This window comes from Belliella calami, from assembly GCF_022549695.1.
GTDB lineage: Bacteria > Bacteroidota > Bacteroidia > Cytophagales > Cyclobacteriaceae > Belliella > Belliella calami.
The window spans coordinates 1-24,289 of the sequence record NZ_JAKZGS010000022.1 but is presented as its reverse complement, the minus strand read 5'-3'; the positions used below and the strand labels follow the sequence as shown (position 1 = coordinate 24,289).

Below are 24,289 nucleotides of genomic sequence, written 5' to 3'. Positions count from 1 at the left end.
TTTATGCTGCCTGTAATGATTTTCTAGGAATATTTTTCCCTTCCGAAATAGGTTCTACAGAATCTTCATGATCTCCACGGCTAACGCTGAGGATAATACCCAAAGAAAATCCTGTGAAAATCAATGAAGTACCACCCATACTCAAAAGAGGAAGTGGCAAACCTGTAATTGGCCCAAGCCCAACCGCTACAGCCATATTGACCATCGCTTGAAGGACTAGAGCAAAACTCAAACCTGCAGAAAGCAATCCTCCAAAAGGTTTGGTCGAGGATGCTACTATTCGCATGCCTCGGTAGAGTAAAGCCAAATAGAGAAACAAAACTGTCGCCCCTCCTACAAGTCCATACTCTTCGATGATTATCGCAAAGATGAAATCAGAATAAGGGTGTGGAAGTGAATTTCTTTGTTCTGAATTCCCTGGTCCTTTTCCTGTAATTCCACCTGTGGAAATTGCTATATATGATTGCTCTGCCTGATAAGGAATTTCTTCTCCAGAAACGAAATTTTCTATTCTAGAAAAGAAAGTACCACCTCTCTGTCCCAACAAAAGGGATGTAGTCAATGCCAATCCTCCTATCAAAACCACCATGACTATAAATCTCATCGGAACCCTGCCTATAAACATGAGCAAAAGACATGTCATCAAAAGCAAGACAGCGGTGGACATATTTGCCATTCCAATCAAACCACATACAATCGCTATGGCTATCATGATTGGCAAGAATGTATTTTGAAAATCCCTTATATTCTGTTGTTTTCTTGCCAAAAGACTCGCAAGTGTAGCTATCAAAGCAAGTTTTGCAACATCTGAAGGCTGAAATGCCTGATCGATCAAAGGGATTGTCAACCATCTATTTGCCTCGTTGATATTGGATCCAAAGAAATAAGTGAATATCAACAAGGGAATAGAAGCAACCAATAACAATCGGCCTATCAACCCAAATGTCTTATAAGGAATTTTGTGGACTGCCCACATCACTGCAAAGCTGACTACAACCAAAAATCCATGCTTGATGATGTAGCTTTCAGTATCTCCTCCTCTATATTTATAAGCAAGCGAGCCTGTAGCAGAATATACTACCAGCATACTGATGATGGACAAAATGATCACGATCCCCCAAATGATTGGGTCGCCCTTCAAATTATCATCTACAAACTTTTTCGCTGCGTTCATCATAACACCCTTATTTTTTCAATGCTTTTACCGCAGATTTGAATTGATCTCCTCTGTCTTCATAATTTTTGAATAGGTCAAAACTTGCGCATGCTGGCGACAGCAATACCACATCTCCCCTTTCACCATATTCCAATCCCCAAGCCACAGCTTGAGCAATATCTTCTGTTTCTTTAATCCTTTGGACTTTGCCAGCAAAAGCCGACTTCAATTTTTCATTGTCCACACCAAGGCAAATCAGTACTTTAACCTGATCTTCTACAACTGGAAACAATAACGAATAATCATTTCCCTTATCAACTCCCCCTGCTATCCAAACCAAAGGCTCTTCAAAACTCTCCAGAGCGAAAGCTGTAGCATCTACATTGGTGCCTTTGCTGTCATTGATAAAAGTCACTCCTTTGATCACTTCCACCAGCTCCATTCTATGTGGTGCGTTTTGAAAGTCCTTAAGCGCGGACTTTATTTTTTTCTCACTTACACCCACTTCAAGTGCTGCCAAAGTCGCTGACATTACATTTTGCATATTATGCACTCCATTTAATGAAGTTTCACACGCAGCAATTTCCATCGATGTCCCACTTGAGTTGATGAAAATAATTTCTCCATCAAAATACCCTCCACTTTTCTGGCGTTTCGCAGTAGAAATAGTAGCTATTGTTGCTTTAATAGGATCCTTTACCAAGCCATTATGAATATTCAAATCATCTGCATGGTATATAGCCAATTGATCTGAGTCCATATTCCTGAACAAAGAAATCTTAGACGCGATATAATTCTCCAACTTATAATCATACCTGTCCAAATGGTCAGGTGTGATGTTTGTCAATACCGCAACAGCTGGCTTGAAATCCACAAATCCATCAATCTGAAAGCTGCTCACTTCAATTACCCACCAATCTTTATCTCCATTCACCAATTGTCCTGCCCAACTCTGGCCCACATTACCTGCAAGTCCTACATTGATCCCCGCACTTTTCAGCAAATGGTAAGTCAAAAGTGTAGTCGTTGTTTTCCCATTCGTTCCTGTGATTGCTATCACTTTCCCTTCAGAAAATCTAAAAGCAAACTCCAGTTCATCGATTACCGGGATTCCTTTTTCAGCCACCAATTTCATGATTGGAGCTTTTGGTGGAATACCTGGGCTTTTGATGATTTCGTCAGCACTCAGGATTTCTGATTCCGTATGCTTCCCCTCCTCAAAAGGAATTCCTGCATCAGTCAAAGCAGTTTTTCTGGCTGCACTTATTGCCGCCATATCAGATACCCATACGGCATAGCCCTTTTGCTTTGCGAGCAATGCTGCTCCCAAACCACTTTCTCCGGCTCCAAGTATGACTATCTTCTTCATTTTATCTCAATTTCAATGTTGCTAAAGTGATGATGGCAAGGAGGATTCCAAGAATCCAAAACCTTGTTACAATCTTCGCCTCATGAATATTTTTCTTTTGATAATGATGATGCAATGGAGACATCAAAAAGACTCTCCTTCCTTCACCATATTTCTTTTTGGTATATTTGAAATAGGACACCTGAATGATCACAGAAGCATTTTCGATCACGAAAATCCCGCAAAGAATAGGTATCAATAGTTCTTTTCTCAAAGTCAAAGACAAAACTGCAATAACCCCACCGAGCATCAGACTTCCTGTATCTCCCATAAATACTTGTGCCGGATAGGCATTGTACCATAAGAATCCCACACAAGCACCAACAAAAGCGGCACAGAAAATCACAAGCTCACCTGAATTTGGAATAAAGAATACATTCAGGTATTGGGAAAATATGGCGTTGCCGGAAATGTAGGCGAAAATCGCTATCGTCAAGCCGATAATAGCCGAGGTCCCCGCTGCTAGCCCATCAATACCATCAGTAATGTTTGCTCCATTGGAGACTGCAGTCACGATGAAGATCACGATAAGAATATAGAAAATCGGTGTAGCCGCTTCTCCAAGAAAACCAAATACCCTTTCATAATTCAACTCGTTGTCCTTCAAAAAAGGAATGGTTGTCTTCATGGTCTTCACATCTCTAAATGCAGGCGTTTCAACTACCCCTTCTTCTATCGAAACAGGATTGGTGAACTCTCGTACGACTACTCCTTCATGAAAGTAAAGCGTAGCTCCAACCACAATCCCGATTCCCACTTGACCAATTATCTTAAATCTACCCGCAAGACCGTCCTTATTTTTTCTAAAAACCTTGATATAGTCATCCAGAAACCCAATTCCACCCAACCATACTGTGGTTGCCAATAAAAGGATAATGTAAATGTTGTTGATATTCGCAAAAAGAAGGGTAGGAATAATAATTCCAGCCATGATCATCAAGCCCCCCATAGTTGGTGTACCTTTTTTCTCAGCTTGACCTTCGAGTCCCAAATCCCTTACAGCCTCACCTATCTGCTTATTCCTGATCCAACTGATGATATTCTGACCAAAAGTGATGGTGATAATCAAGGAAACAAGCGCTGCCATACCTGCTCTGAAAGAGATATAGCGGAACACTCCCGTCCCTGGGATATCCAATACTTGGTCGAAATATTCAAAAATCGGGTATAACATCTTTTACTTATTCAATAGGGTTATCAATTCCTTTACTATTTCACGATCATCAAAGGGGTATTTCACTCCTTTGATTTCTTGGTAAGTTTCGTGTCCTTTGCCTGCTATCAGGATAATATCACCTTTATTGGCCATGATACCGGCAGTTTTGATAGCCTCTCTTCTATCTTCGATAATCATGGTCTTTTTGAAATCTACAGGATTCACTCCTGCTTCCATTTCCCTTAAGATTGCCATCGGCTCTTCATTTCTCGGATTGTCAGAAGTCAAAATGACTTTGTCACTCAGTTGTGTCGCGATCTTTGCCATGATAGGGCGTTTGGTTTTATCCCTATTACCTCCACAACCCACAACAGTAATGACTTGCTCACCTCCAGACCTTACACCTTGAATCGTCTTCAGCACATTTTCCAAGGCATCAGGTGTATGGGCATAATCCACAATAGCTGTGATCCCCGCGATTGAAATTTTATCAAACCTTCCTTGTGCCCCCTGTACTTTGGATAGCTGGACCAAGACTTCATCCTCATCTTCTCCCAACAATACAGCTGTGGCCATCACACCAAGTATATTATAAGCATTGAATTCACCAATCATCCTGAACCAAACTTGCTTTCCGTTGATATCAAGCTCCAAACCTTCCAAAGCGTTGGTGAGGATTTTTGCTTTAAAATCAGCTGGATATTTCAATCCAAAAGATTGACGAGTAGCTTTGGTATTCTGAAGCATCACCATCCCTCTTTTGTCATCTGCATTGATCAATGCAAATGAATCTTTTGGCAATTCATCAAAAAGCTTTTTCTTGGCTTTGATATACTCATCAAATGTCCCATGATAATCTAAGTGATCATGAGAAATATTCGTGAAAATCGCACCTGTCAACCTTACTCCTGAAGTTCTTTCTTGGACTATTGCATGAGAACTTGCCTCCATAAAACAGTGAGTACATCCTGCATCCACCATCTTTCTTAGCAAAGCTTGGATACTTAATGCGTCCGGCGTAGTATGCGTAGCAGGAATAATTTCATCGTTAATCTTATTCTCTACTGTTGACAAAAGCCCGACTACATAGCCCATTTCTACAAAAAGCTGATAAAGCAATGTAGCAGTGGTAGTTTTGCCATTGGTTCCAGTGACTGCCACAATCTTCAATTTACTAGAAGGATTTTCATAGTAATTTGCAGCCATGATTCCCAAGGCACTTGCAGAATTAATCACCTGAACATAAGTAGTGTTAGCATCGACTTTTTCAGGCAATACTTCGCAGACAATGACGCTTGCACCTTTTTCCAAAGCTGTATCAATGAAATCATGTCCATCGACGATTGTACCCGATATGGCAACAAAGACACTGTCCTTTACTACTTTCCGGCTATCAAACACAATCTCACTGATCTCCTTATCCATATTCCCAATGGTGGAGTTCAATGAAACTTTGTACAGTATGTCTTTTAAAACCCTCATTTAACCTAATACTAATTTTATCACAGCATTTTGCTGAAGTGAGCTGCCCGGAGTGACAGATTGATTTTTTACTCTTCCTTTCCCTTCGTACACCACTCTAAGTCCTTTGTTTTCCAAAACATACAATGCATCTCTTAAAGACAATCCACTTACATCAGGTACGGTTGGAGCTTCTACTTTATTCGATTTCCACTGAATAGACTTGTTGCTGACGGTGGACTTCACCCAATTTTCACCACCTTCATTGTTATAGTGATTGGAGATACCAAACTTGTTGCAAAGCATCTGCAGCTCTTCGAATTTTCCAGCTTGTATAAATGGAAACTCATCGTTTTTAAAATCAGCAAACTGGAATTTAGGTTGATTTTTCACATTGATCTGCAAATCTTGGGCATAAATCTTATCTGCTATTTCTTTAAAAACAGGTGCAGATACATCACCACCATAAGCATTGAAGCCTTTTGGACTGTCAATAATCACAATTGCAGAATACTTAGGATTGTCTGCCGGGAAATATCCCGCAAATGATGTGTAATACCGTTGGGTATACCTTCCGTCTATTAATTTTTGAGCAGTCCCTGTTTTTCCTGCAATTTTATAGTCATTGTTGTGAATGTTCTTCGCTGTACCATTATCCACCACTCCTTGAAGCAAGCCCTGAAGCTGTTTGATGGTCTTTTCCGAAGCGATACTTTTTCTCACCACCTCAGTCTCGAAGTTCTTCTCAATTTGATTTCCCCTTGCAATTGCCTGGACAATCATTGGTTTGACCATTTTTCCACCATTCGCTATCGCATTGTAAAGCATCAATGTATGCATAGGCGTAAGCTTAGATTCATACCCAATGGACATCCAAGGAAGGGTAGTTCCGTACCAATATTTATCTCCCGGAGTTTTGAAATAAGGAGCGCCTTCACCTTTGAGCTGAAAACCGATGGGCTTATCCAAACCTGCTTTTTCTATATAGCTGACAAATTTCTTTGGTTGATGTCCAAAATTCTGTTCTACCAACTTTGAAATCGCCACATTGGATGATTTCTCAAAAGCTTCTCTTATAGAAATGACACCATAGCCACCATTCTTGGCATCGCGCATGATCCGGTCATAGAATCTGAAAGTACCATTTCCTGTATCTATCGCTTCATCAAGATTTATCTTCCCCTCTTCCAAAAGTGCCAACATAGACAAAAGCTTGAAAGTAGACCCTGGCTCTGTCAAACCTTGATCTCCAATAGCAAAATTGTAATTCTCTCCATACCCTCTTCCGCTACTGTTTTTCTGAAGATTTGAGATTGCTTTGATTTTGCCTGTGGCAACTTCCATCACTATCACCGAACCAAACTGAGCGTCCTTACTGATCAATTGTCTCAGCAAAGCAGATTCTGCTACATCTTGAATGTTTACATCCAAAGTGGTCCAAATATCAAAACCATCATCTGGCTTGATATCTTCAGCATCAAAAACCGGCTTCCAACTACCTCCAGCTATTCTTTGGAATAAGGCTTTTCCATTTTTCCCTTCCAAAAACTCATTGAAGCTGTATTCTATCCCAGCACCATATTTGTCTTCATTAATGTATCCTACAGTCCTATTTGCCAAATCATTGAATGGGCGGTATCTTTTCTCTACTTTTTCGAAAATAACCCCACCTCGGTTCCTTCCATTTCTGAAAATCGGCCATTTGCTCATAGCCTGCATATCTTGATAGCCAATCTGTTTTCTATTGAGAATCAAATATCTTTTCCCATTGGCCCTAGCATCCTTGATGGCTCTTTTGTAAGAATCAGAAGATCTGTCTTTGTAATATGATGAAAGCAAATATGACAACGAGTCTATCCCTTGAGAAAATACATCCTCTTTGGCTACAGCAGGATCCATTACAACTCTGTAAAATGGCAAGCTAGTGGATAGCAAGCTTCCATCTGTGGCATAGATATTTCCTCGTGTGGCACTTACTTGCCTAAATTGAAAGTTAAGACTCTCGGATTTTGCCTGCCATTTCTCACCCTCCACAAACTGCAAATGGGCGATCCTGTAAAAGATCAGCCCAGCAAATAAGAACACCAAAATAAAGGCTATTCTTACTCTCAGTACTATGGAACGTTTTATATTCACTTTTTATATTTTATCTTAATAGGTGGTTCGTCAATTTCATATATGCCCAATGGCTGTATTTTTTTTGCCACTTCGGATTGCTTGCTGCTTAGCATATATTCAGCTTCCAGAGTCGTCACATCTGCACGAAGATCTTCTACTTCCTGCTGCATCCTTTCGATCTTTCGGATCATATTGTCAGCGCGGTGATTACTCCAGATGTATATCATAGCCAAAAATGCGGCAAAGAAAAATGGAGGCCCAAACTTCACTGGAATACCATCCCCCAAAAATCCAGTCACGTTGAGCTTCTCTTCGATCAGAGTAAAAAGCGTTTTCTTTTTACCTCCCGGAGAAGCACTTTCCTTGATTTTCTTTTTGAAAGTATTCTGACCCATTTTTTATACTTTTTTTGCAATCCTTAGCTTGGCACTTCTAGACCTATTGTTCAATTCTAATTCTTCTGCTGAAGCAGTCACTGCCTTTCTGGTAACTGGTTCAAGAGGTCTTATTAAGTTGCCATAGAAATCCTTTTCTACCTCACCTTGAAATTTCCCTTTTGCGATGAAATTCTTCACCAATCTATCTTCCAATGAATGGTAACTCATCACAACCAACCTTCCTTCTGGCTTCAACACCTCTATGGTCTGAAGAAGCATTTCTTCCAAAGCCCCCAGCTCATCATTCACTTCAATTCGCAATGCCTGAAATACCTGTGCAAAATATTTGAATTCCCTGCCTCTTGGTGCAAACTTCTGAAGCAAAGCTTTGAAACCTTCTATGGTCACAAATGGCTCTGCCGCACGATGCGAGACGATCGCTTGAGCAAGTGTTTTTGCGTTTTTTATCTCTCCATAGATTCCGAAAATCTTATGAAGCTTTCCTTCCTCATAGGTATTAAGAACATCTTTGGCTGACATGCTCATGGAAGAACTCATCCTCATGTCCAAATCACCTTCAAACCTTGTGGAAAAACCTCTACTAGGCTCATCAATCTGATGCGAGGAAATCCCCAAATCAGCGATAATTCCATCTACTTGCGTCACTCCATAAAGACGGAGGTATTTTTTCAAGTCCCTAAAATTTGCCGACACAAAAGTGAAATTTCCACTTTCAGGAATATTGGCTTCTGCATCTGAATCCTGATCAAAGCCATACAAATGACCCTTATCTAATTTCTTCAAAATCTCCCGCGAATGTCCACCACCACCAAAAGTCAGATCTACATAGACCCCATTTGGATTGATAGCCAAGCCTTCAATACATTCATGAAGCATTACAGGAATATGGTAGATTTGATTTGTCATAATTCTCCTAAAGTTGAATCCAACAAAGCCGACAACTCTTTTGGATCCATTTCAATCTCATTTTTGAAAGTATTCGGATTCCAAAGCTCAATGAATTTACCTATGCCTTGTATATAGACTTCTGAGTCGATATTTGCATACTCTAAGAAGTTTTTTGGAATCAAAATCCTACCGGCACTATCCATTTCCAAAACGGCCAAGCTATTGAAAAACGCCCTTTTGATCTTTCTGTGAAGTTCATTTCTATCTGATAGCCCGTTGATTTGGTTATACAAACTTTTGAACTCCTGATCTGTATAAAGAGCAAGGCAACCCTCATCGCCAAAACGCAGATATAGCTCATTGCCATTGGAGCTCGGAATTGCCGCCTTCAGTTTGGCAGGCAATGCGAGTCGACCCTTGGCATCGATCTTACATACAAATTGACCATTGAACATCCCCATGAACTTATCTTGAGTTTACTTTAAATACAAAAGTAAGAAAAGCTTTTACACAATCCACCACTTCACCCCACTTTTCACCACTTTTTCTTAAAAGTATCTAAAAGTTTCTACTATCACAATGATTTTATAAAAAATGAATCTTTTTTTAATTGAGGATCAAGGATTTGAGTATCAGGAAGACTGGGGCAAAAACGCTTTAATTATGTAAAATATGAGGGTTTTATTTAAAATCTTTCAACCGAACATGTTTGGACGAGCAAATGTAGAAAATGAGAAAGGAAAAAAGTGGGAGAATTCCCCACTACCTTGAAAAATTTGAAAAAAAACACAAAACATTTCCCTATTAAATAGATAGACTTAATTCATTATTTAATCTATATTTGCAGCTTAAATACACATCTACCCATGAAAACAAGAGTTTTATTAGCTTCATTTTCCATTTTTTTATTAGCTGCCTGTAGTCAAAGTCAAAATTCAAAACATGAGCTTCAGGGAATGTGGCACGCCGAATTAGACATCAATCCCGACGTAATTCCCGTGGAATTGGAGCTTGAAAAAAGTGGGGAAAAGTGGGAGGCATATCTCATCAATGGAGAAGAAAAACTCAAACTTGATGAAGTTTTGGTCAAAAATGATTCGATTTTTATTCCAATGGGTATTTTCGATTCGGAAATAAAAGCATCAATAAAGAATGACAGCTTACTCCAAGGAGTATTTGTAAAAAACACCTCTTCTGATTATGGTATTCCTTTTGAAGCGAAAAAAGGAGCATTTGAAAGATTTGAAGTTACCGAAAAACCAAAGACTGACTTTTCGGGTAAATGGAAGACCATATTCCAAGATACAAATGGAAAGACCTATGAAGCTATCGGGGAATTTGTGCAGAATGGAATTCAGATCCGAGGGACTTTTTTGACAGCTCTGGGAGATTATAGATTTCTTGCAGGCAATGTCAGTGGAGAGACATTTTTTTTAAGTGCATTTGATGGAAGTCATGCGTTTTTTTTCACAGCAGATTTGTTGGAAGACGGCTCCATACAAGGAAGATTCAGAAGTGGGCCAAGATATCAAGAGACATTTATCGCCGTGAGAGATGAGGATTTTGAATTGCCAGACGCCTATGAACTCACCTATCTGAAAGATGGGTACGAGGAATTGGATTTTAGCTTTCCTGACACAGAAGGGAACATGGTCAGTATCAAGGATGACAAATTCAAAAACAAGGTTGTCCTTGTCCAGTTATTTGGCACTTGGTGCCCCAACTGCATGGATGAGACGAAGTTTCTTGCTCCATGGTATGAGAAGAACAAGGATCGAGGGATAGAAATCATAGGCTTGGCCTTTGAGAGCAAGCCTGATTTTGACTATGCAAGTCAGCGTGTGAAGAAGTCCGCTGAAAAGCTAGGAGCAGGATATACATTCCTGATCGCAGGCGTAAGCAACAAAGAGAAAGCTGCCGAAGCATTACCAGCCTTGAGTAGTGTTGTGGCTTTTCCCACTTTGATCTATATAGGCAAAAATGGCAAAGTACGCCACATCCACACCGGCTTCAACGGTCCTGGGACAGGCGGACTTTACGACAGATGGATTGAAGAGCATGAAGAATTGGTGAGTGGGCTTTTGAGGGAAGAGTGATAAAACACACAACAAACCATCTAGGTGTAGTTTGAAACTACACCTTAAATATTTTGACGGCAAGAGTATTACTATTTGAAAGTGGAATTACAAATTCAAGGGATATGAAAGTGTAGATGCAATCTACACTTAGGACATACCCTATTTTTTGAAACATCCTTAAAAAATATTACTAGCCGACTGGGTGTAGTTTGCAACTACACCTTAAATATTTTGACTGCGTGGGTTCTTTTATTTGAAAGTGGAATTGAAAATTCCAGGGATATGAAAGTGTAGATGCAATCTACACTTAGGGGCACACTCCTGATTTTTGAGAAATCCTTAAAAAAACTACTAACCGACTAGGTGTAGTTTGCAACTACACCTTAAATATCTTGAATGCGTAGGTTATTCTATTTGAAAGTGGATTTGCAAATTCCTTGGATATGAAAGTGTAGATGCAATCTATGCTTAGGGGGCACGGGGTTATTCAAAATCACCAATAATCTAAATCAATCAATCCCTTTAACCCAGAATAATCCCTTGCGCTGGAGTATAAATAATCCTCGGGGTATTCAACTATGGCTGCTCTAACAGGGTTTTCATGAATGTACTTCATTCTACTTTCTATCATGGCGACATTATACATTTCAACAGCATGGTTTTCGTGAGTCCAGAACTGAATATCATTATTCCTCTTATTAAACTTCCCGTGATATTCAAAAATCATTTGAAGCCACTCCTTTCTCCTTTCATCAGGGTTCTCTAAAATCATTTTTATCAATTTCTTACTTGTAAACTTTTTGAAATCCCTAACCCAATCTGACAACCTACCATCTTTTTGTTGAACCAACAAATGAATATGATTGCTCATAATTACATAACCAAATAGATACAATCCTTTTGATTTTCTACAATACGTTAAATTTTCTAAGATAAAATCCCTATACCTCTTTCTGGTAAATACATCAGCCCATCCGACAACTTGGAATGTCAAAAAATAAGGCATTTCCTGATCTCTAATTTGAAAAGCATCACCCATTATTAAATATAATTCTCTTGGATTGGATTTGCAAATTCCAGGGATATGAAAGTGTAGATACAATCTACACTTAGGGCACACTCCTGATTTTTGAGAAACACTTAAAAATCAACTACCTACCGACTAGGTGTAGTTTGCAACTACACCTTAAATATCTTGACTGCTTGGGTTCTTTTATTTGAAAGTGGATTTGCAAATTCCTTGGATATGAAAGTGTAGATGCAATCTACACTTAGGGCATACCCTATTTTTTGAAACATCCTTAAAAAATACTACTAGCCGACTAGGTGTAGTTTGAAACTACACCTTAAATATCTTGACTGCGTGGGTTCTTTTATTTGAAAGTGGATTTGCAAATTCCTTGGATATGAAAGTGTAGATGCAATCTACACTTAGGGCACACCTTGTTTTTTTGAGAAACACTTAAAAATCAACTACCTACCGACTAGGTGTAGTTTGAAACTACACCTTAAATATCTTGACTGCGTGGGTTCTTTTATTTGAAAGTGTAGATGCAATCTACACTTAGATGAGCATCTTTAAACTAAGACAAATAACCCCAAAAAATCATCAGTGCCCTAATTTCTCCCAAAACTTCCTCCTCTTGGTGTACTTTTTCTTTGGACAACTGCAATCTGCAATTGTGAATTTAGTGCCTTTTCTAGTTCCAGAACGTAAAGTTTTCATTACTGTACTAATATTATAATCATCTCCATCATCATTTATAAACCCTGAATCAGAACTTATAAAATCTACCCTGTAAACCACCTCTCCCGAGGAAGTCTCTATCAATTCATACTGTAATATCGATTTGTTTTCTGCAGGTTTGTTGGGAATAGGGTGTATTTCTCTTGGGAATGGGTATTTTGATTCATTAGGATCAATGGCATCATACATGAAGCCCTCTGATTCCCTTACATCTAAAACAGCAGGCTTGAGAATATACTTAATTCCCAACTTAAGAGCCAATTGTTCTCTGTCTTCCAGACTATCTATTCCTTTGATGTTATTATTGAAAAATTCATAATCTAGCTCATATCTATCATAGACATTGGTAAACCCCTCTTTTTGAAAGACCAACTTCATAATATCCCATATCTCATTATTCTGCATGACGGAAAGCATAGGGCTAGCCACATCATCGATGATAATACCATCCTCCTTGTCAAGGCAGACTTTGCAATATTGCCTAATACTCGTCTTTGTTGATTGACAGGAACTAAGGAAAATTATTGAAACAAATAAAATTTTTAAATATTTCTCCACTAAAGTTTTTTAAATTTAATTGATCTAATCAAGCGCATAATAATAAAACCTCCTCCATGTATCTTGATTTTCATCTTCCCAAGATTTCACACCTCCTACAATTAGCTTGTTGTTCATTGGGAAGAAACATCTGGCAATAGGCATTTTCAAGTATTCATAATCTTTCTTTTTAAGATCAAATTTGATTAAGGTCATTTCTCTGGAATAATTTTCCATTAAATCCGATAATGGAATATCTTTTTGTCTCATATTTTTGAGATGCGAGCAAAGTCGAAATAAATTCTGATTGTGATAAAATGTGTACATATATTCCTTTTCTGTAAGTAAATATTTCATTTCTTGATTTTTTGACGGAAGTGTATCAAGAACAATTTGCTCATTATTCAAACCCATAAAAATCAAATCTAATTCTTTGGTTTTAGAATTATAAATTCTAACACTATCAGAAAACCGAAAATCAATTACTATGTTAGAATCTCTCATTTTATTGATTTTAGCAGAAGCAAGGTTACTCCATAGAAACTTCCCTTCCATATATGGGGGGGGGTAGGCAATTGATTCTTCAAACTGTTTATTTCTAAGTGAATAATATTGAACTGGAATAACTTTCTTAAAAAAACTACAATCATCAAACCTTGTTTTGTTAACAGTGGGTAACATAACTCTGCTATCCTCAAGAACTATATCTGTAAAAACTCCTGCCCCATTAAAAACACTACCATCTACGGAATTATATGGATATTCACTTAGGATATCACCGCTAAAGTTGTATAAATAAAACTTATCTGATGCCATCGGGAAAATAAAAACCGAATCTCGATTCACAATGTTGACGTTAACCCCTGTTGATTTGAATCCATTTGGCCCCTCCCTATTGAACAATAAAGTCTCTTCATATTTACCTTTTTGAAAATCTAAAATATTGATCACTAAATCAAAATTCTTGCCAGCACTATATTCATATAGAAAAACATCTTCATTTTCATAAAAATAACCCCATTTGTTTAAATCATTGTAACTATCAGGGAGCTTCACATCCAAGCTATCTATTGGGGAGGTTTCTTGTCTTTGATGGTACTCAAGTTCATCGCTTGATTCACAAGAAAAAAGAACGAAAAATATGGCTACTGTAAAGTAGCCATACATCTTTAATTTAGTCATATTTAATAAATTTGATTATTAAAATGGATTAATCACACTGATTGCATTGATTACATCTATGACAATGGAAACATCAACTCGAGAAGATGATCCTGGAGTAGTACAATCATCACCTATAAATGTCCCACAATCTGTCCTTAAATAGTATTTTCCGTCCATTTTATCGAGAGACACATCACTTTTATAATCCCAGCCAGCATCTGCTTTTAGAGGCACTCCCATCATTATCATCAAAGATAGACCTGTAAACATTAAAGAAATTCTTTTTTTCATAACAATTTTTGTTTTGGTTAAAATAAGATTTTAATCACTTTAAAAATGCCTCCACTAATAAAGCTGTTTACAATAAAGAAGGAAACAAGCAAATTTTTAGTTTGAATTTTTTGCAAAAAAAATCAAGGCCATACGCATTAATAATCAAAACCTTATCTTCCTTATATTCAAAACCCAATTAAAGAAAGAATTTGCTTTGAGACCACTTTTCTTTGTCAAAATCACATGATTTAAATCGAAAAATTTCAAACTGCTTAGAAATAAATGCTATTTGACAGCTAATTCAAACGCATCAAGACAGGAATTCAAAGGATCACCTTTGGAATGAACACATTCACAAAACTCAAAGCCTTCTTTTTCATTTTCTGTGTTTTCAAATTGTCTTTTGCATTGCTCAATGGTATTTCTTGGTCTTATTTCAAAAACATTGATTGTAATGACAAAGACCAAAATTATAGCAAGTAGGACTCCACTAAAAAACTTTAAAGGAAACTTATTTTTATTGTGCTTTTTTGTCAAATCTAAAACAGTGGTCTTAGGTGGTAAGAACAAGTATTTCAATCGATCATAATTCCAACAAATCAAATACAGGTTTGCCAAAACCATCAAAGTTGAGGACATCAAAGACCCATCAAACCTAACAGCCCAAGATAGGATCCAAATGTTCACAATAATTGAAAAGTACAAAAGTGCTCCTATTAATACTGTCCGATGATACAAGATTAACAGGGCTGCCAACACTTGGGCAACTCCAATAAATGTATAGTAATAACCTGTGTGATGAAGTGCTTCCAAATATGACCCCATGGGATGTACATCAGATAGTCCACTCGCAAATCGTTCACCCATAATTTTTACCATCCCGGCAATAAAAAAACCTATCGCCAAAGAGACCCTGCAAAAAACATAAAAATATTTGTGCCATCTATTTTCCTTTACAGTCAGATGCACATGATCAATTTTAGTCCAAAACTCCATATATTTTGATCAGATCCTCTATTCCTAATCCCAATGCCCGGTAATTGCAAAAACCAGTACAGCACTCATCCACAGTAAAACGAAATATAATACTGTGCTAAAGATAACTGCAATCAACTTCTTGGCACCCACAGAAAACCACTGAAAACCCATTTGGTAGAAAAACACGCCCCCGAAAGCTCCTCCTGCCGGGATAATGGTGAGTGGAAACAGCATCCATGTTTCAAACACATCTTCTTTGGTAAGAATGATTAATACCAAAACTGCGAATGGCAAGAAAGCTCCTAATAGTGCTGCCAGTAGGAGGTTTTTGGGTTTTATCCCTTTAGATAATTGGTGATTTTCCATGATTTATTCAAAGCGCTTTGTTTTTCAAAGTAAATATTCAAATTTTTTTATTCTTTATTTTGGTTAATCAATTTTTCGATCAAAAAATGATATTTATTGAGATTATAAATTTTTGGAGTTCTAAACTTGAGTTTAATTATTCTCGTAAATTTGGATAAAAATTACAGAAAATTGTCAAAATTTTATACTTTAGGAATTAAATATATAACAATGACTAAAAGGTTTTCGATCTTTAAAATAATACTATTATTGATTTTTGGAATAATTTATTCAGACAGCTTTGCGACTCAAGAAAAAACTGACTGGGAAAAATTGAATTTAAATGGAAAAGTCAAAGCTATAAATGAAACCTCAACTGTCAAATATCCCAATGAAGAACCTAAAATTAGTACCTCAAAATATACTTTTAACATACAAGGAGGGCAGATGAGTTCTTGTTCTGATGGATACTCACATGAGAGCACTTATAATTCGGAAGGACAAATCAACGAGACTAAAGAGTATTTTCAAAATAGACTAGAAAAGAAAATCCTATATAGCTACTCCAGTGAGGGTAAAGAAATTGAAAAACGAACTTATAAAAATCATTCATTTGCTACCATGGAAGAATGGGAAGAACATGAAGCCAAAAAATCATATCTTCCTCATGAAGGACTATATCTTCAAAACAAACTTGAAATCCATGAAGATGGAAATCAAACAATAACCGTGTACAAACAAAATGGTGAAATTGATTATGTGCAGAGTGAGACTTACCTAGATTCAAAATTGGTTGAAGTCAAAGTGAAGTATCCTTTTTCAAACGCATTTGGTTATAAAAAAACATGGAAGCGTGACAAAAACAATAACCTTATCAAGTTTGAAAAATTCGTGGGCCCTGAAGAAAGATTGGAATTCATTTGGGAGTATGAATATGATGAAAAAAATAGTATAATTAAAGAGACACACTTGCGGTACATGCCCAAAAGCTCTTCTTCAATTAATGAAAATGGACACCTAAATGAACTAATTAACGGATATTATTTGGCAATAGACCAATCCTTTATAAACACTTTTGAATATGACGCAAACGGAAGTCTTACTTCCAAAAAAGGTGAAAAATATAACGGTGAGTTATTACAAGAAATAACATATGAACTCACTTATGACGCTAACCAAAATCTGACCCAAGAAAACGTACATGATTCTAAAAAACCAAGCACTTTCAACTCCATAGAATATGACAAAAATGGAAATGAAATATTCTATAAGTCAGTCAATTCCAATGGAGACTTGATCTCAAAAGTCACAAGGAAATTTGATAGAAATTCAAATATGACAGAACGTGTCGTTTATGAATCCGATGGAAGCCGTAGCATAGACGAATCTTATGTTTTTGACACCAATGGGAATGTAAAAGAACATATTTTAAAAAAACCTCAAGAAAAAACAATTGAAATAAAAAAATATGATTATGATGATGTTGGCAATTGGATTAAAAATGAACTTAAACTCATTTCTTCAGAAAATGACGAGATATTTCAACAAGTGATTAAAGAGCGTGATATAATATATTATGAGTGATTTTGAAAATCACAAAAGTATAGAACTCCAAATTTCTTGGATATGAAAGCGTAGACGCAATCTACGCTTAGGGCACACTCCTATTTTTTGAGAACCCCTATAAAACCAACTACTAACCGACTAGGTGTAGTTTGCAACTACACCTAAAAAATCTTGACTATGTGGGTAATTTAATTTCTAAGTGGAATTGCAAATTCTAGAGATATGAAAACGTAGATGCAATCTACGCTTAGACAACCCCAACTACATGATCTGAAAGAGTAAACTCAAGACATTCCCCTGTACAAATTCCTTGTTGCTAAATGTGTAGGTGAGTGGAATCAATTTGATGCTGAATTTTTCTGAATGGATATAAGTCAAGGAAGCACCAACCTCCAAACCCAATCTGTAAAAATTCACTGCTTGCGGAACCTGAGCCAAAACGCCTGCATCAGTTCCCGTAACCCAAACAAATGAAGGTCCTGCAAATGGGGTAAATCTAAATTTATTGAATGATAACAGGTCATAATTCAAATGCACCCCAGCAGAAACTGAAGTATAAAACTCAGAAAAATTTTCATTGTATTGCTTATCGGTCAGCCAACTCCCTTGCAATGTCGGAGTCAATGATAACCTGCTATCTTTCAAATATATCTGCCGCTGAACAATCGCCCCAATCCCTCTGTACTCTTCAAGTGAAGCTGAACTGAATTGACTGATCACTCCGCCCCCACCTAGATAAACCTGAGCTTTGGATTCTTTTGAAATAACTATAAACAGAATAAAAATCACTAATATCTTAATATACTTTTTCATATCTTATCAACTTAATTATATCCCTTAAAGATATCTTGATAGATCAACTAATAAAAATAATTTTAAATTAATTTTTAGTTAAATTTTAAATAGATTAGTTTTTAAAGAAATCAAACACTGCCCAATCTTTCCTTAGTTTTGGCTCTGAATCAGTAAAGAATTCCATTCTCATTGCCAATTTTTCTAGTCTGATCGTGTGCAATCCAGGCTGAAGGTCTCCAATGTTGACATATGATTCGTAAGCTTTTTGGTTAGATCCTGCTTTGACGACATTTTTCCAAACAAGTTCATTATAGACCGAATCGTCAATACTGATTCTATAAAGATCTGTTGGTACCGAAAGATTATGCCATGAAAGGGTATCTAAGGTCATTTTAAAATCCCCATTCAGTTCTTTCAGGTAATTCAAATCTTCCCCATAATAGGCAATATTCAATTTCAAGAAATCTCCTTCTATGGATTCAGAAGGAATCAAAATTCTTCCAAACCTTGAATCGGCATCCCTTTGATCCTCTACATACCAAGATTTATCGGGCCAGTCAACTTGTTCTTCGGTAAGAGAAACTTCATGAAAGAAAAGTGTAAAATCTCTGGTATCATGGATTATAAAAGGGATTGTAACAAGGAAAATAAGCAACTGAACAAAATTAAACCTTAGGTTACCCAAATTGCTCTGATATACAGCCCCAAGAGTACTAAAGAGATTTTTGGCCTTGACATTTTTTTTAAGCTTACTTATGACTAATCCATAAATTACAAAAAGTAAAATTGACACCATAAATAAGATATAAAACATGAAAAAACTTAGATCAAGGAGCTTATAAATTGTAATCAGAACACCCAAATACAACGTGATTGGTATAAAAATAAATGCTAAATAGGTAGGGATCCCAAAAAACAAACTGCAAATCCTTTCAAGCTTTAAAGTGTAATCCTTTAGATTTCCAAATTCAAAACCTTTGACATAAGAAGGCAGCCTTTCATTGATCACTCCTTCAGGAAATGCATAACTTACACCAAGCATTCCTGTCCAGACAAACCTAAGCGCCAGGTGAGTTATCAAAAATATCTTGAATACATTAAGTAAAAAAGAAGAATAAATCAACACTAAAAGTCCTCCGAGATAATTAACTCCCCAATCTTGAATTATCTTTGCAGCAAATTCATATAGACTTTTTGGGAAAACAAGGATAAAAGCCAAGGCAAAGCCAGAAATAATGACTTCTGGATTCCAGCTGTTTTTCTGCAACTTTCTAAACCAGCCCAACTCATCGGAATTCTCTTTCATAAAATCGGATTAAGGAAACAAAACTAAAATCGACATTTAAAACTAGCACCAAACTGGCTGTCAATTTAGAAATAAAATGAAATAATTGATATTGAAAGAAAGCTAAAAAAAACGAAATTACTTCTTTCTCTCAATAGTATATCTCACCAACCCTTCCAGTGAAGTCTTGTATTCAGAATCAGGAAATTCATTTAGTAATGCCAATGATTCTTCAAAATAAGTATTCATCACTTTATTGGCATAATCTAGCCCACCTGATTTCTTTACAAAGTCTATAACTTCATTGACTGCTTTTTTGTCTTCGTTTTTGTTGCGGATCAGGTAGATAATTTTTTTCTTATCCAGCCATGAAGCATTATTTAAGGCATAGATCAGAGGAAGTGTCATTTTCTTCTCCTTGATATCAATCCCCACAGGTTTGCCGATTTCGTCTTCACCATAATCAAAAAGGTCATCTTTGATCTGAAAGGCCATCCCCACTTTCTCTCCAAAATCACGCATTTTCTCCACAAATTCAGGATTTGCCCCTGAAGTAGCAGCGCCAACAGCACAGCAAGAAGCAATCAAACTAGCGGTTTTCTGTCTGATGATTTTGTAATAGACTTCTTCTGTAATATCAAGTTTTCTGGCTTTTGCGATTTGGAGCAATTCTCCCTCCGACATTTCCCTTACTGCATGTGATACTATCCGAAGCAATTCAAAATCTCCATTATCAACACTCAATAAAAGCCCTCGAGACAAGAGGTAATCTCCAACAAGTACAGCGATTTTATTTTTCCAAAGGGCATTGATCGAAAAAAATCCTCTACGATAATTCGCATCATCCACTACATCATCATGCACAAGCGTGGCTGTATGCAACAATTCAATCAAGGCTGCTCCACGATAAGACGCTTCTGTAATCTGTCCGCTTACTCCAGCAGTCAGAAATACAAACATAGGACGCATCTGCTTCCCTTTTCTTTTGACAATGTAACTGGTGATATGGTCGAGAAGTTTGACCTTACTTTTCATAAAGTCTCTAAACTTCTTCTCGAACTCCACCATTTCAGTGGCAATGGGCTGTTGTATTTGTTTGAGGTCAGGCTTCATAGCGCTTTGGTGCTGCAATAATACGACGGATTCCATGTTCGACAAAGCCGTTGGTTTAATAATTCCATAATGAAACTACTCAAAAGCAAAATCGTTTGGTAAAAACCGACTTACTTTGTCTAAATTGACAAATTGTCAAATCTTATTTTTGTTATCTTTGTTTTTAATCTAAAACCTGAAAGCCTTGACCGACGACTATATCAAACATAAATACGACCCCATTCTCCCTCAAAAGGATGAATGGCCTGTAGTCAAACTCAGCAAAAGCAGGAAAGAATTCGTGAAAAGTGTGGCTGAGGCCAGTAAGAAAAGAATTTTGGGACTTACCGGGGGAAATGTTGCCGTCCTCAAAGAAGAGTTGGAAACAACCTTGTACAGGGAAAAACTACGAATCAAGCAAAACCCTTGGGCTGTAGATCCTGATGATGATTATGAGTTCTGGAATAATGTCAAAGGTTCACTTTTGCAGCTTAGTGCCGATATTTCTACTCCTAAAATTGAGAAAAAAAAGAAGTATATCGCCATTTTGGACGAAATTACGATGCGTTATGCAGAAGAAATAGCAAGTAATTTCAAGCACACGCATTATAAGTTTACCCGAAGCATCATCACTTCAGGTTTTGCAAGGTTGCTGAATGCAGCGCGGGTAAAGGGTATCAAAAGGCTCTTTAGCAATCAATATTCACTTCAGGACAAAATCCAAACTATTGGTGAAACAGAGCAGCTTAGGGACTTGGCTTCCAAAGGCACGATTATTATGGTTCCAACACATTTCTCCAATCTTGACAGTATCTTGATAGGTTGGATCATTTCTGTTTTGGGACTTCCTCCATTTATATATGGTGCAGGGTTGAACCTTTTCAATATCGACATCTTTGCCTATTTCATGAATTCTCTTGGTGCTTATAAAGTTGATAGACGAAAAAAGAACCTTCCCTACCTAGAAACTTTGAAGACATATTCTTCAGAAGCAATACAGTTTGGCGTACATAGTCTTTTCTTTCCTGGAGGTACAAGATCCAGAAGTGGAAAAATAGAATCCAAACTCAAACTAGGACTTCTAAGTACAGCTATAGAAGCACAAAGAGCCAATTATCAGAAAGGAATCAATGATATCAGTGGAAAGGTATTTATCGTTCCTGTGACCATCAACTATCATTTCGTACTGGAAGCACCAAGTCTGATCAAAGAATACCTCAGCATAACTGGTCAAGAAAGATATTATGCCGAATCGGATGAGTTTTCCACTTCTTACAAAATTTCAAAATTCCTCTTCAAATTCTTCACAAAAGGATCTGATATTTCTGTATCAGTAGGAAAAGCAATGGATGTCTTGGGTCATTATGTTGATAAAGATGGAAATAGCATGGACAAGAATGGCAGGACCATCGAAACCCGAGATTATTTTATCAGCAATGGTGAGGTAAATCTAGATACACAGCGGGAGGAAGAGTACACCAACAGATTAGGAAATAGAATCGTAGAGGAATTTCACATCATCAATAGGGTGTTTAGCTCTCATTTGGTTGCTTTCACAGCCTTCCAGATGATCAAAAAGCAGAACAAAAAACTTGACCTTTTCAATTTATTGAGACTACCTGAAGAAGATATCGTTTTGGATTACGAAGAATTCAAACAGGAAGTGCAGCGTGTACTCGATCAGATATTTGAATTGAAAGCTAACAACAAAATCCATGTAGCTCCCCATTTGAGAAGAGGAATTGATGAAATTATAAGCCACGGCTTAGACAATGTAGGAATGTATCATGCAAAACGACCTTTGGTGAAAAACAGCGAAGGAAATATCATCACAGAAGACATGAGTCTTTTGTATTTTTACCATAACAGACTAGACGGATATGACCTTGAAAAACTCTTCTGAAGAAAAAACAGTAGGTGTCGTTGGTTTAGGTAGTTTCGGAACTGCGATAGCGAGAATGCTTGCAGAGAAAAACCCTGTAGTTGCTTATGCGAGAAGGGCCGATCTTGTGGATGAAATCAACCAAAACCATAGTATTGATGGGCAGCCTGTCAGTGAAAATATAATTGCCACCCAAGATCCAGAAATGCTTTGCAAATCATGTGAAATTCTATTCTTCATGGTTCCTTCTAGTGCATTTCAGGAGGTTGTTAGAGCTTTTTCTCCATATCTTTATCCTTACCATATCATCATCCATGGTACGAAGGGACTTTGCCTCAACCTGCCAAACGGGAAATCACTTTCAGATATGAAAGTGATCAGTCGTGAAAACATCTTGACTATGAGTGAAGTGATTTTGAAAGAGACAGTAGTGGTTAGGGTAGGTTGTCTTGCTGGTCCAAATTTGGCAAAGGAACTTTCGAAAGGCCAACCAGCAGCTACTGTGGTGGCTAGCAAATACAATGAAGTAATCCATCAAGGACAAAATCTACTCCGTTCGGATAAATTCCAGGTCTATGGAAACTCTGACATCATTGGGGTGGAGCTAAGTGGGGTTTTGAAAAACATCATTGCTATCGCTTCAGGTGCCTTAGCTGGTTTGGGTTTGGGTGAAAATGCCAAGGGTCTGTTGATCTCACGAGGAATGGTAGAATTGATCTATCTTGGCAACGCCTTGGGGGGAAGTTTAAAATCTTTTGTCGGATTGGCCGGAATCGGTGATCTTGTGACTACTTGCAATTCCACCTTGTCGCGAAACTACACAGTGGGCTATAGACTTGCCCAGGGTGAAAGCCTTGAAACAATCCAAAATACCATGTCTGAAGTTGCCGAAGGTATCAATACGGTCAGGTTGATGAAAACGTTTGTGGAAGGAACAGGAATGCGAGCCCCAATAACAGAGAATCTATACAAAGTATTGTTTGAAGATTTATTGATCGAAGATGCATTGCAGTATTTGATGAAGTATCCTTTTAGTGTAGACGTGGATTTTCTATAATTGATTTAAATAGTTTTAGCCGCAATGGACGCTAGGATGCGCGAAGGTTTTTATTTTAAAAAAAATAAAGCGGTTTTGGCAATGGGGAGAAACAAAGCTTTCAAGGAAAGCAATCAGCTCCTCAGAGAAACTTAACAAAAAAAATCCTTTGCGAGCCTTTGCGAACTTTGTGGCCAAATTAAATTTTAAAGCTTTGCCGAAATGGACGCTAGGATGCGCGAAGGTTTTTATTTTAAAAAAAGTAAAGCGGTTTTGGCAATGGGGAGAAACAAAGCTTTCAAGGAAAGCAATCAGCTCCTCAGAGAAACTTAACAAAAAAAATCCTTTGCGATCCTTTTCAAACTTTGTGGCCAAATTAAATTTTAAAGCTTTGCCGCAATGGACGCTAGGATGCGCGAAGGTTTTTATTTTAAAAAAAATAAAGCGGTTTTGGCAATGGGGAGAAACAAAGCTTTCAAGGAAAGCAATCAGCTCCTCAGAGAAACATAACAAAAAAATCCTTTGCGAGCCTTTGCGAACTTTGTGGCCAAATTAAATTTTAAAGATTTACCGCAATGGACGCTAGGATGCGCGAAGGTTTTTATTTTAAAAAAAAATAAAGCGGTTTTGGCAATGGGGAGAAACAAGGCTTTCAAGGAAAGTAGTCTGATCCTCAGAGAAACATAACAAAAAAAATCCTTTGCGAGCCTTTGCGAACTTTGTGGCCAAATTAAATTTTAAAGATTTGCCGCAATGGACGCAGGGGTACGCAAAGGTTTTTATCTTAAAAAAAAAAATATAGCGGTTTTGGCAATGGGGAGAAACAAGGCTTTCAAGGAAAGTAGTCTGATCCTCAGAGAAACATAACAAAAAAATCCTTTGCGAGCCTTTGCGAACTTTGTGGCCAAATTAAATTTTAAAGATTT

At 37.3% G+C, this 24,289-nt stretch carries 22 protein-coding genes; 4 read left to right on the top strand and 18 right to left on the bottom strand.

What is annotated here, in order from left to right; translation table 11 throughout:
• Position 1 precedes the first annotated feature (1 nt).
• From MM236_RS17910 to MM236_RS17875, 8 genes are read right to left on the bottom strand one after another with little or no spacing between them, the layout of a single operon-like run.
• The gene (locus tag MM236_RS17910; RefSeq protein WP_241276395.1) at positions 2–1,174 is read right to left on the bottom strand and encodes an FtsW/RodA/SpoVE family cell cycle protein; all 1,173 of its coding nucleotides are present in this window, start codon (positions 1,172–1,174) and stop codon (positions 2–4) included.
• A gap of 10 nt (positions 1,175–1,184) precedes the next feature.
• Positions 1,185–2,525, bottom strand: a complete 1,341-nt coding sequence (gene murD, locus MM236_RS17905; protein WP_241276367.1) for a UDP-N-acetylmuramoyl-L-alanine--D-glutamate ligase — start codon at positions 2,523–2,525, stop codon at positions 1,185–1,187.
• Between the two features lies 1 nt (position 2,526).
• Positions 2,527–3,738 (bottom strand): phospho-N-acetylmuramoyl-pentapeptide-transferase, encoded by a 1,212-nt coding sequence (gene mraY, locus MM236_RS17900; RefSeq protein WP_241276366.1) that lies wholly within the window; start codon positions 3,736–3,738, stop codon positions 2,527–2,529.
• 3 nt (positions 3,739–3,741) lie between these two features.
• Positions 3,742–5,202, bottom strand: coding sequence for a UDP-N-acetylmuramoyl-L-alanyl-D-glutamate--2,6-diaminopimelate ligase (locus MM236_RS17895; protein ID WP_241276365.1), 1,461 nt, complete (start codon positions 5,200–5,202; stop codon positions 3,742–3,744).
• Positions 5,203–7,317, bottom strand: coding sequence for a PASTA domain-containing penicillin-binding protein (locus MM236_RS17890; RefSeq protein ID WP_241276364.1), 2,115 nt, complete (start codon positions 7,315–7,317; stop codon positions 5,203–5,205).
• On the bottom strand, positions 7,314–7,694 hold the full coding sequence (locus MM236_RS17885; RefSeq protein ID WP_241276363.1) for an FtsL-like putative cell division protein: 381 nt from the start codon (positions 7,692–7,694) through the stop codon (positions 7,314–7,316). Before MM236_RS17885 ends, MM236_RS17890 begins: the two co-directional genes overlap by 4 nt.
• Before the next feature lie 3 nt (positions 7,695–7,697).
• Positions 7,698–8,603 carry a 16S rRNA (cytosine(1402)-N(4))-methyltransferase RsmH gene (gene rsmH / locus MM236_RS17880; protein ID WP_241276362.1) on the bottom strand — a complete coding sequence of 302 codons (906 nt, stop codon included), beginning with the start codon at positions 8,601–8,603 and terminating at the stop codon, positions 7,698–7,700.
• A complete protein-coding gene (locus MM236_RS17875) occupies positions 8,600–9,040 on the bottom strand; it encodes a division/cell wall cluster transcriptional repressor MraZ (protein WP_369415219.1) in 441 nt (146 codons plus the stop codon). Before MM236_RS17875 ends, rsmH begins: the two co-directional genes overlap by 4 nt.
• 411 nt (positions 9,041–9,451) lie before the next feature.
• Between MM236_RS17875 and MM236_RS17870 the strand changes: the two genes are divergently transcribed.
• On the top strand, positions 9,452–10,681 hold the full coding sequence (locus MM236_RS17870; RefSeq protein WP_241276360.1) for a peroxiredoxin family protein: 1,230 nt from the start codon (positions 9,452–9,454) through the stop codon (positions 10,679–10,681).
• Positions 10,682–11,156: 475 nt separating this feature from the next.
• Here the strand turns inward: MM236_RS17870 and MM236_RS17865 are convergent, their stop codons facing one another.
• The 6 genes from MM236_RS17865 to MM236_RS17840 all read right to left on the bottom strand — a co-directional run bounded on the left by MM236_RS17865 (position 11,157) and on the right by MM236_RS17840 (position 15,728).
• Complete coding sequence (locus MM236_RS17865; protein ID WP_241276359.1) at positions 11,157–11,702, bottom strand: REP-associated tyrosine transposase; 546 nt, start codon at positions 11,700–11,702, stop codon at positions 11,157–11,159.
• 570 nt (positions 11,703–12,272) lie between these two features.
• Positions 12,273–12,968, bottom strand: coding sequence for a hypothetical protein (locus tag MM236_RS17860; protein WP_241276358.1), 696 nt, complete (start codon positions 12,966–12,968; stop codon positions 12,273–12,275).
• Between the two features lie 24 nt (positions 12,969–12,992).
• Positions 12,993–14,129 (bottom strand): DUF4221 family protein, encoded by a 1,137-nt coding sequence (locus MM236_RS17855; protein WP_241276357.1) that lies wholly within the window; start codon positions 14,127–14,129, stop codon positions 12,993–12,995.
• Positions 14,130–14,147: 18 nt separating this feature from the next.
• Positions 14,148–14,402, bottom strand: coding sequence for a hypothetical protein (locus MM236_RS17850; RefSeq protein WP_241276356.1), 255 nt, complete (start codon positions 14,400–14,402; stop codon positions 14,148–14,150).
• Positions 14,403–14,669: 267 nt separating this feature from the next.
• Positions 14,670–15,251: a DoxX family protein gene (locus MM236_RS17845; protein ID WP_241276355.1), complete on the bottom strand. Its 582-nt coding sequence runs from the start codon at positions 15,249–15,251 to the stop codon at positions 14,670–14,672.
• Between the two features lie 153 nt (positions 15,252–15,404).
• The gene (locus MM236_RS17840; protein ID WP_241276354.1) at positions 15,405–15,728 is read right to left on the bottom strand and encodes a hypothetical protein; all 324 of its coding nucleotides are present in this window, start codon (positions 15,726–15,728) and stop codon (positions 15,405–15,407) included.
• A gap of 210 nt (positions 15,729–15,938) precedes the next feature.
• Between MM236_RS17840 and MM236_RS17835 the strand changes: the two genes are divergently transcribed.
• Positions 15,939–17,291, top strand: coding sequence for an RHS repeat domain-containing protein (locus MM236_RS17835; RefSeq protein WP_241276353.1), 1,353 nt, complete (start codon positions 15,939–15,941; stop codon positions 17,289–17,291).
• Between the two features lie 243 nt (positions 17,292–17,534).
• Here MM236_RS17835 and MM236_RS17830 read toward each other — a convergent pair whose 3' ends face one another.
• From MM236_RS17830 to MM236_RS17820, 3 genes are all read right to left on the bottom strand, one after another.
• On the bottom strand, positions 17,535–18,086 hold the full coding sequence (locus MM236_RS17830; protein WP_241276352.1) for a hypothetical protein: 552 nt from the start codon (positions 18,084–18,086) through the stop codon (positions 17,535–17,537).
• Between the two features lie 94 nt (positions 18,087–18,180).
• Complete coding sequence (locus MM236_RS17825) at positions 18,181–19,374, bottom strand: hypothetical protein (protein ID WP_241276351.1); 1,194 nt, start codon at positions 19,372–19,374, stop codon at positions 18,181–18,183.
• A 117-nt stretch (positions 19,375–19,491) separates the two neighbouring features.
• Complete coding sequence (locus MM236_RS17820; RefSeq protein WP_241276394.1) at positions 19,492–20,466, bottom strand: polyprenyl synthetase family protein; 975 nt, start codon at positions 20,464–20,466, stop codon at positions 19,492–19,494.
• 184 nt (positions 20,467–20,650) lie between these two features.
• Here MM236_RS17820 and MM236_RS17815 point away from each other — a divergent pair, with 184 nt between their 5' ends.
• On the top strand, positions 20,651–22,348 hold the full coding sequence (locus MM236_RS17815) for a 1-acyl-sn-glycerol-3-phosphate acyltransferase (protein ID WP_241276350.1): 1,698 nt from the start codon (positions 20,651–20,653) through the stop codon (positions 22,346–22,348).
• Positions 22,326–23,384, top strand: coding sequence for an NAD(P)H-dependent glycerol-3-phosphate dehydrogenase (locus MM236_RS17810; RefSeq protein WP_241276349.1), 1,059 nt, complete (start codon positions 22,326–22,328; stop codon positions 23,382–23,384). Before MM236_RS17815 ends, MM236_RS17810 begins: the two co-directional genes overlap by 23 nt.
• Before the next feature lie 15 nt (positions 23,385–23,399).
• Here MM236_RS17810 and MM236_RS17805 read toward each other — a convergent pair whose 3' ends face one another.
• Positions 23,400–23,738, bottom strand: a complete 339-nt coding sequence (locus tag MM236_RS17805; RefSeq protein WP_241276348.1) for a hypothetical protein — start codon at positions 23,736–23,738, stop codon at positions 23,400–23,402.
• Positions 23,739–24,289 lie beyond the last annotated feature (551 nt).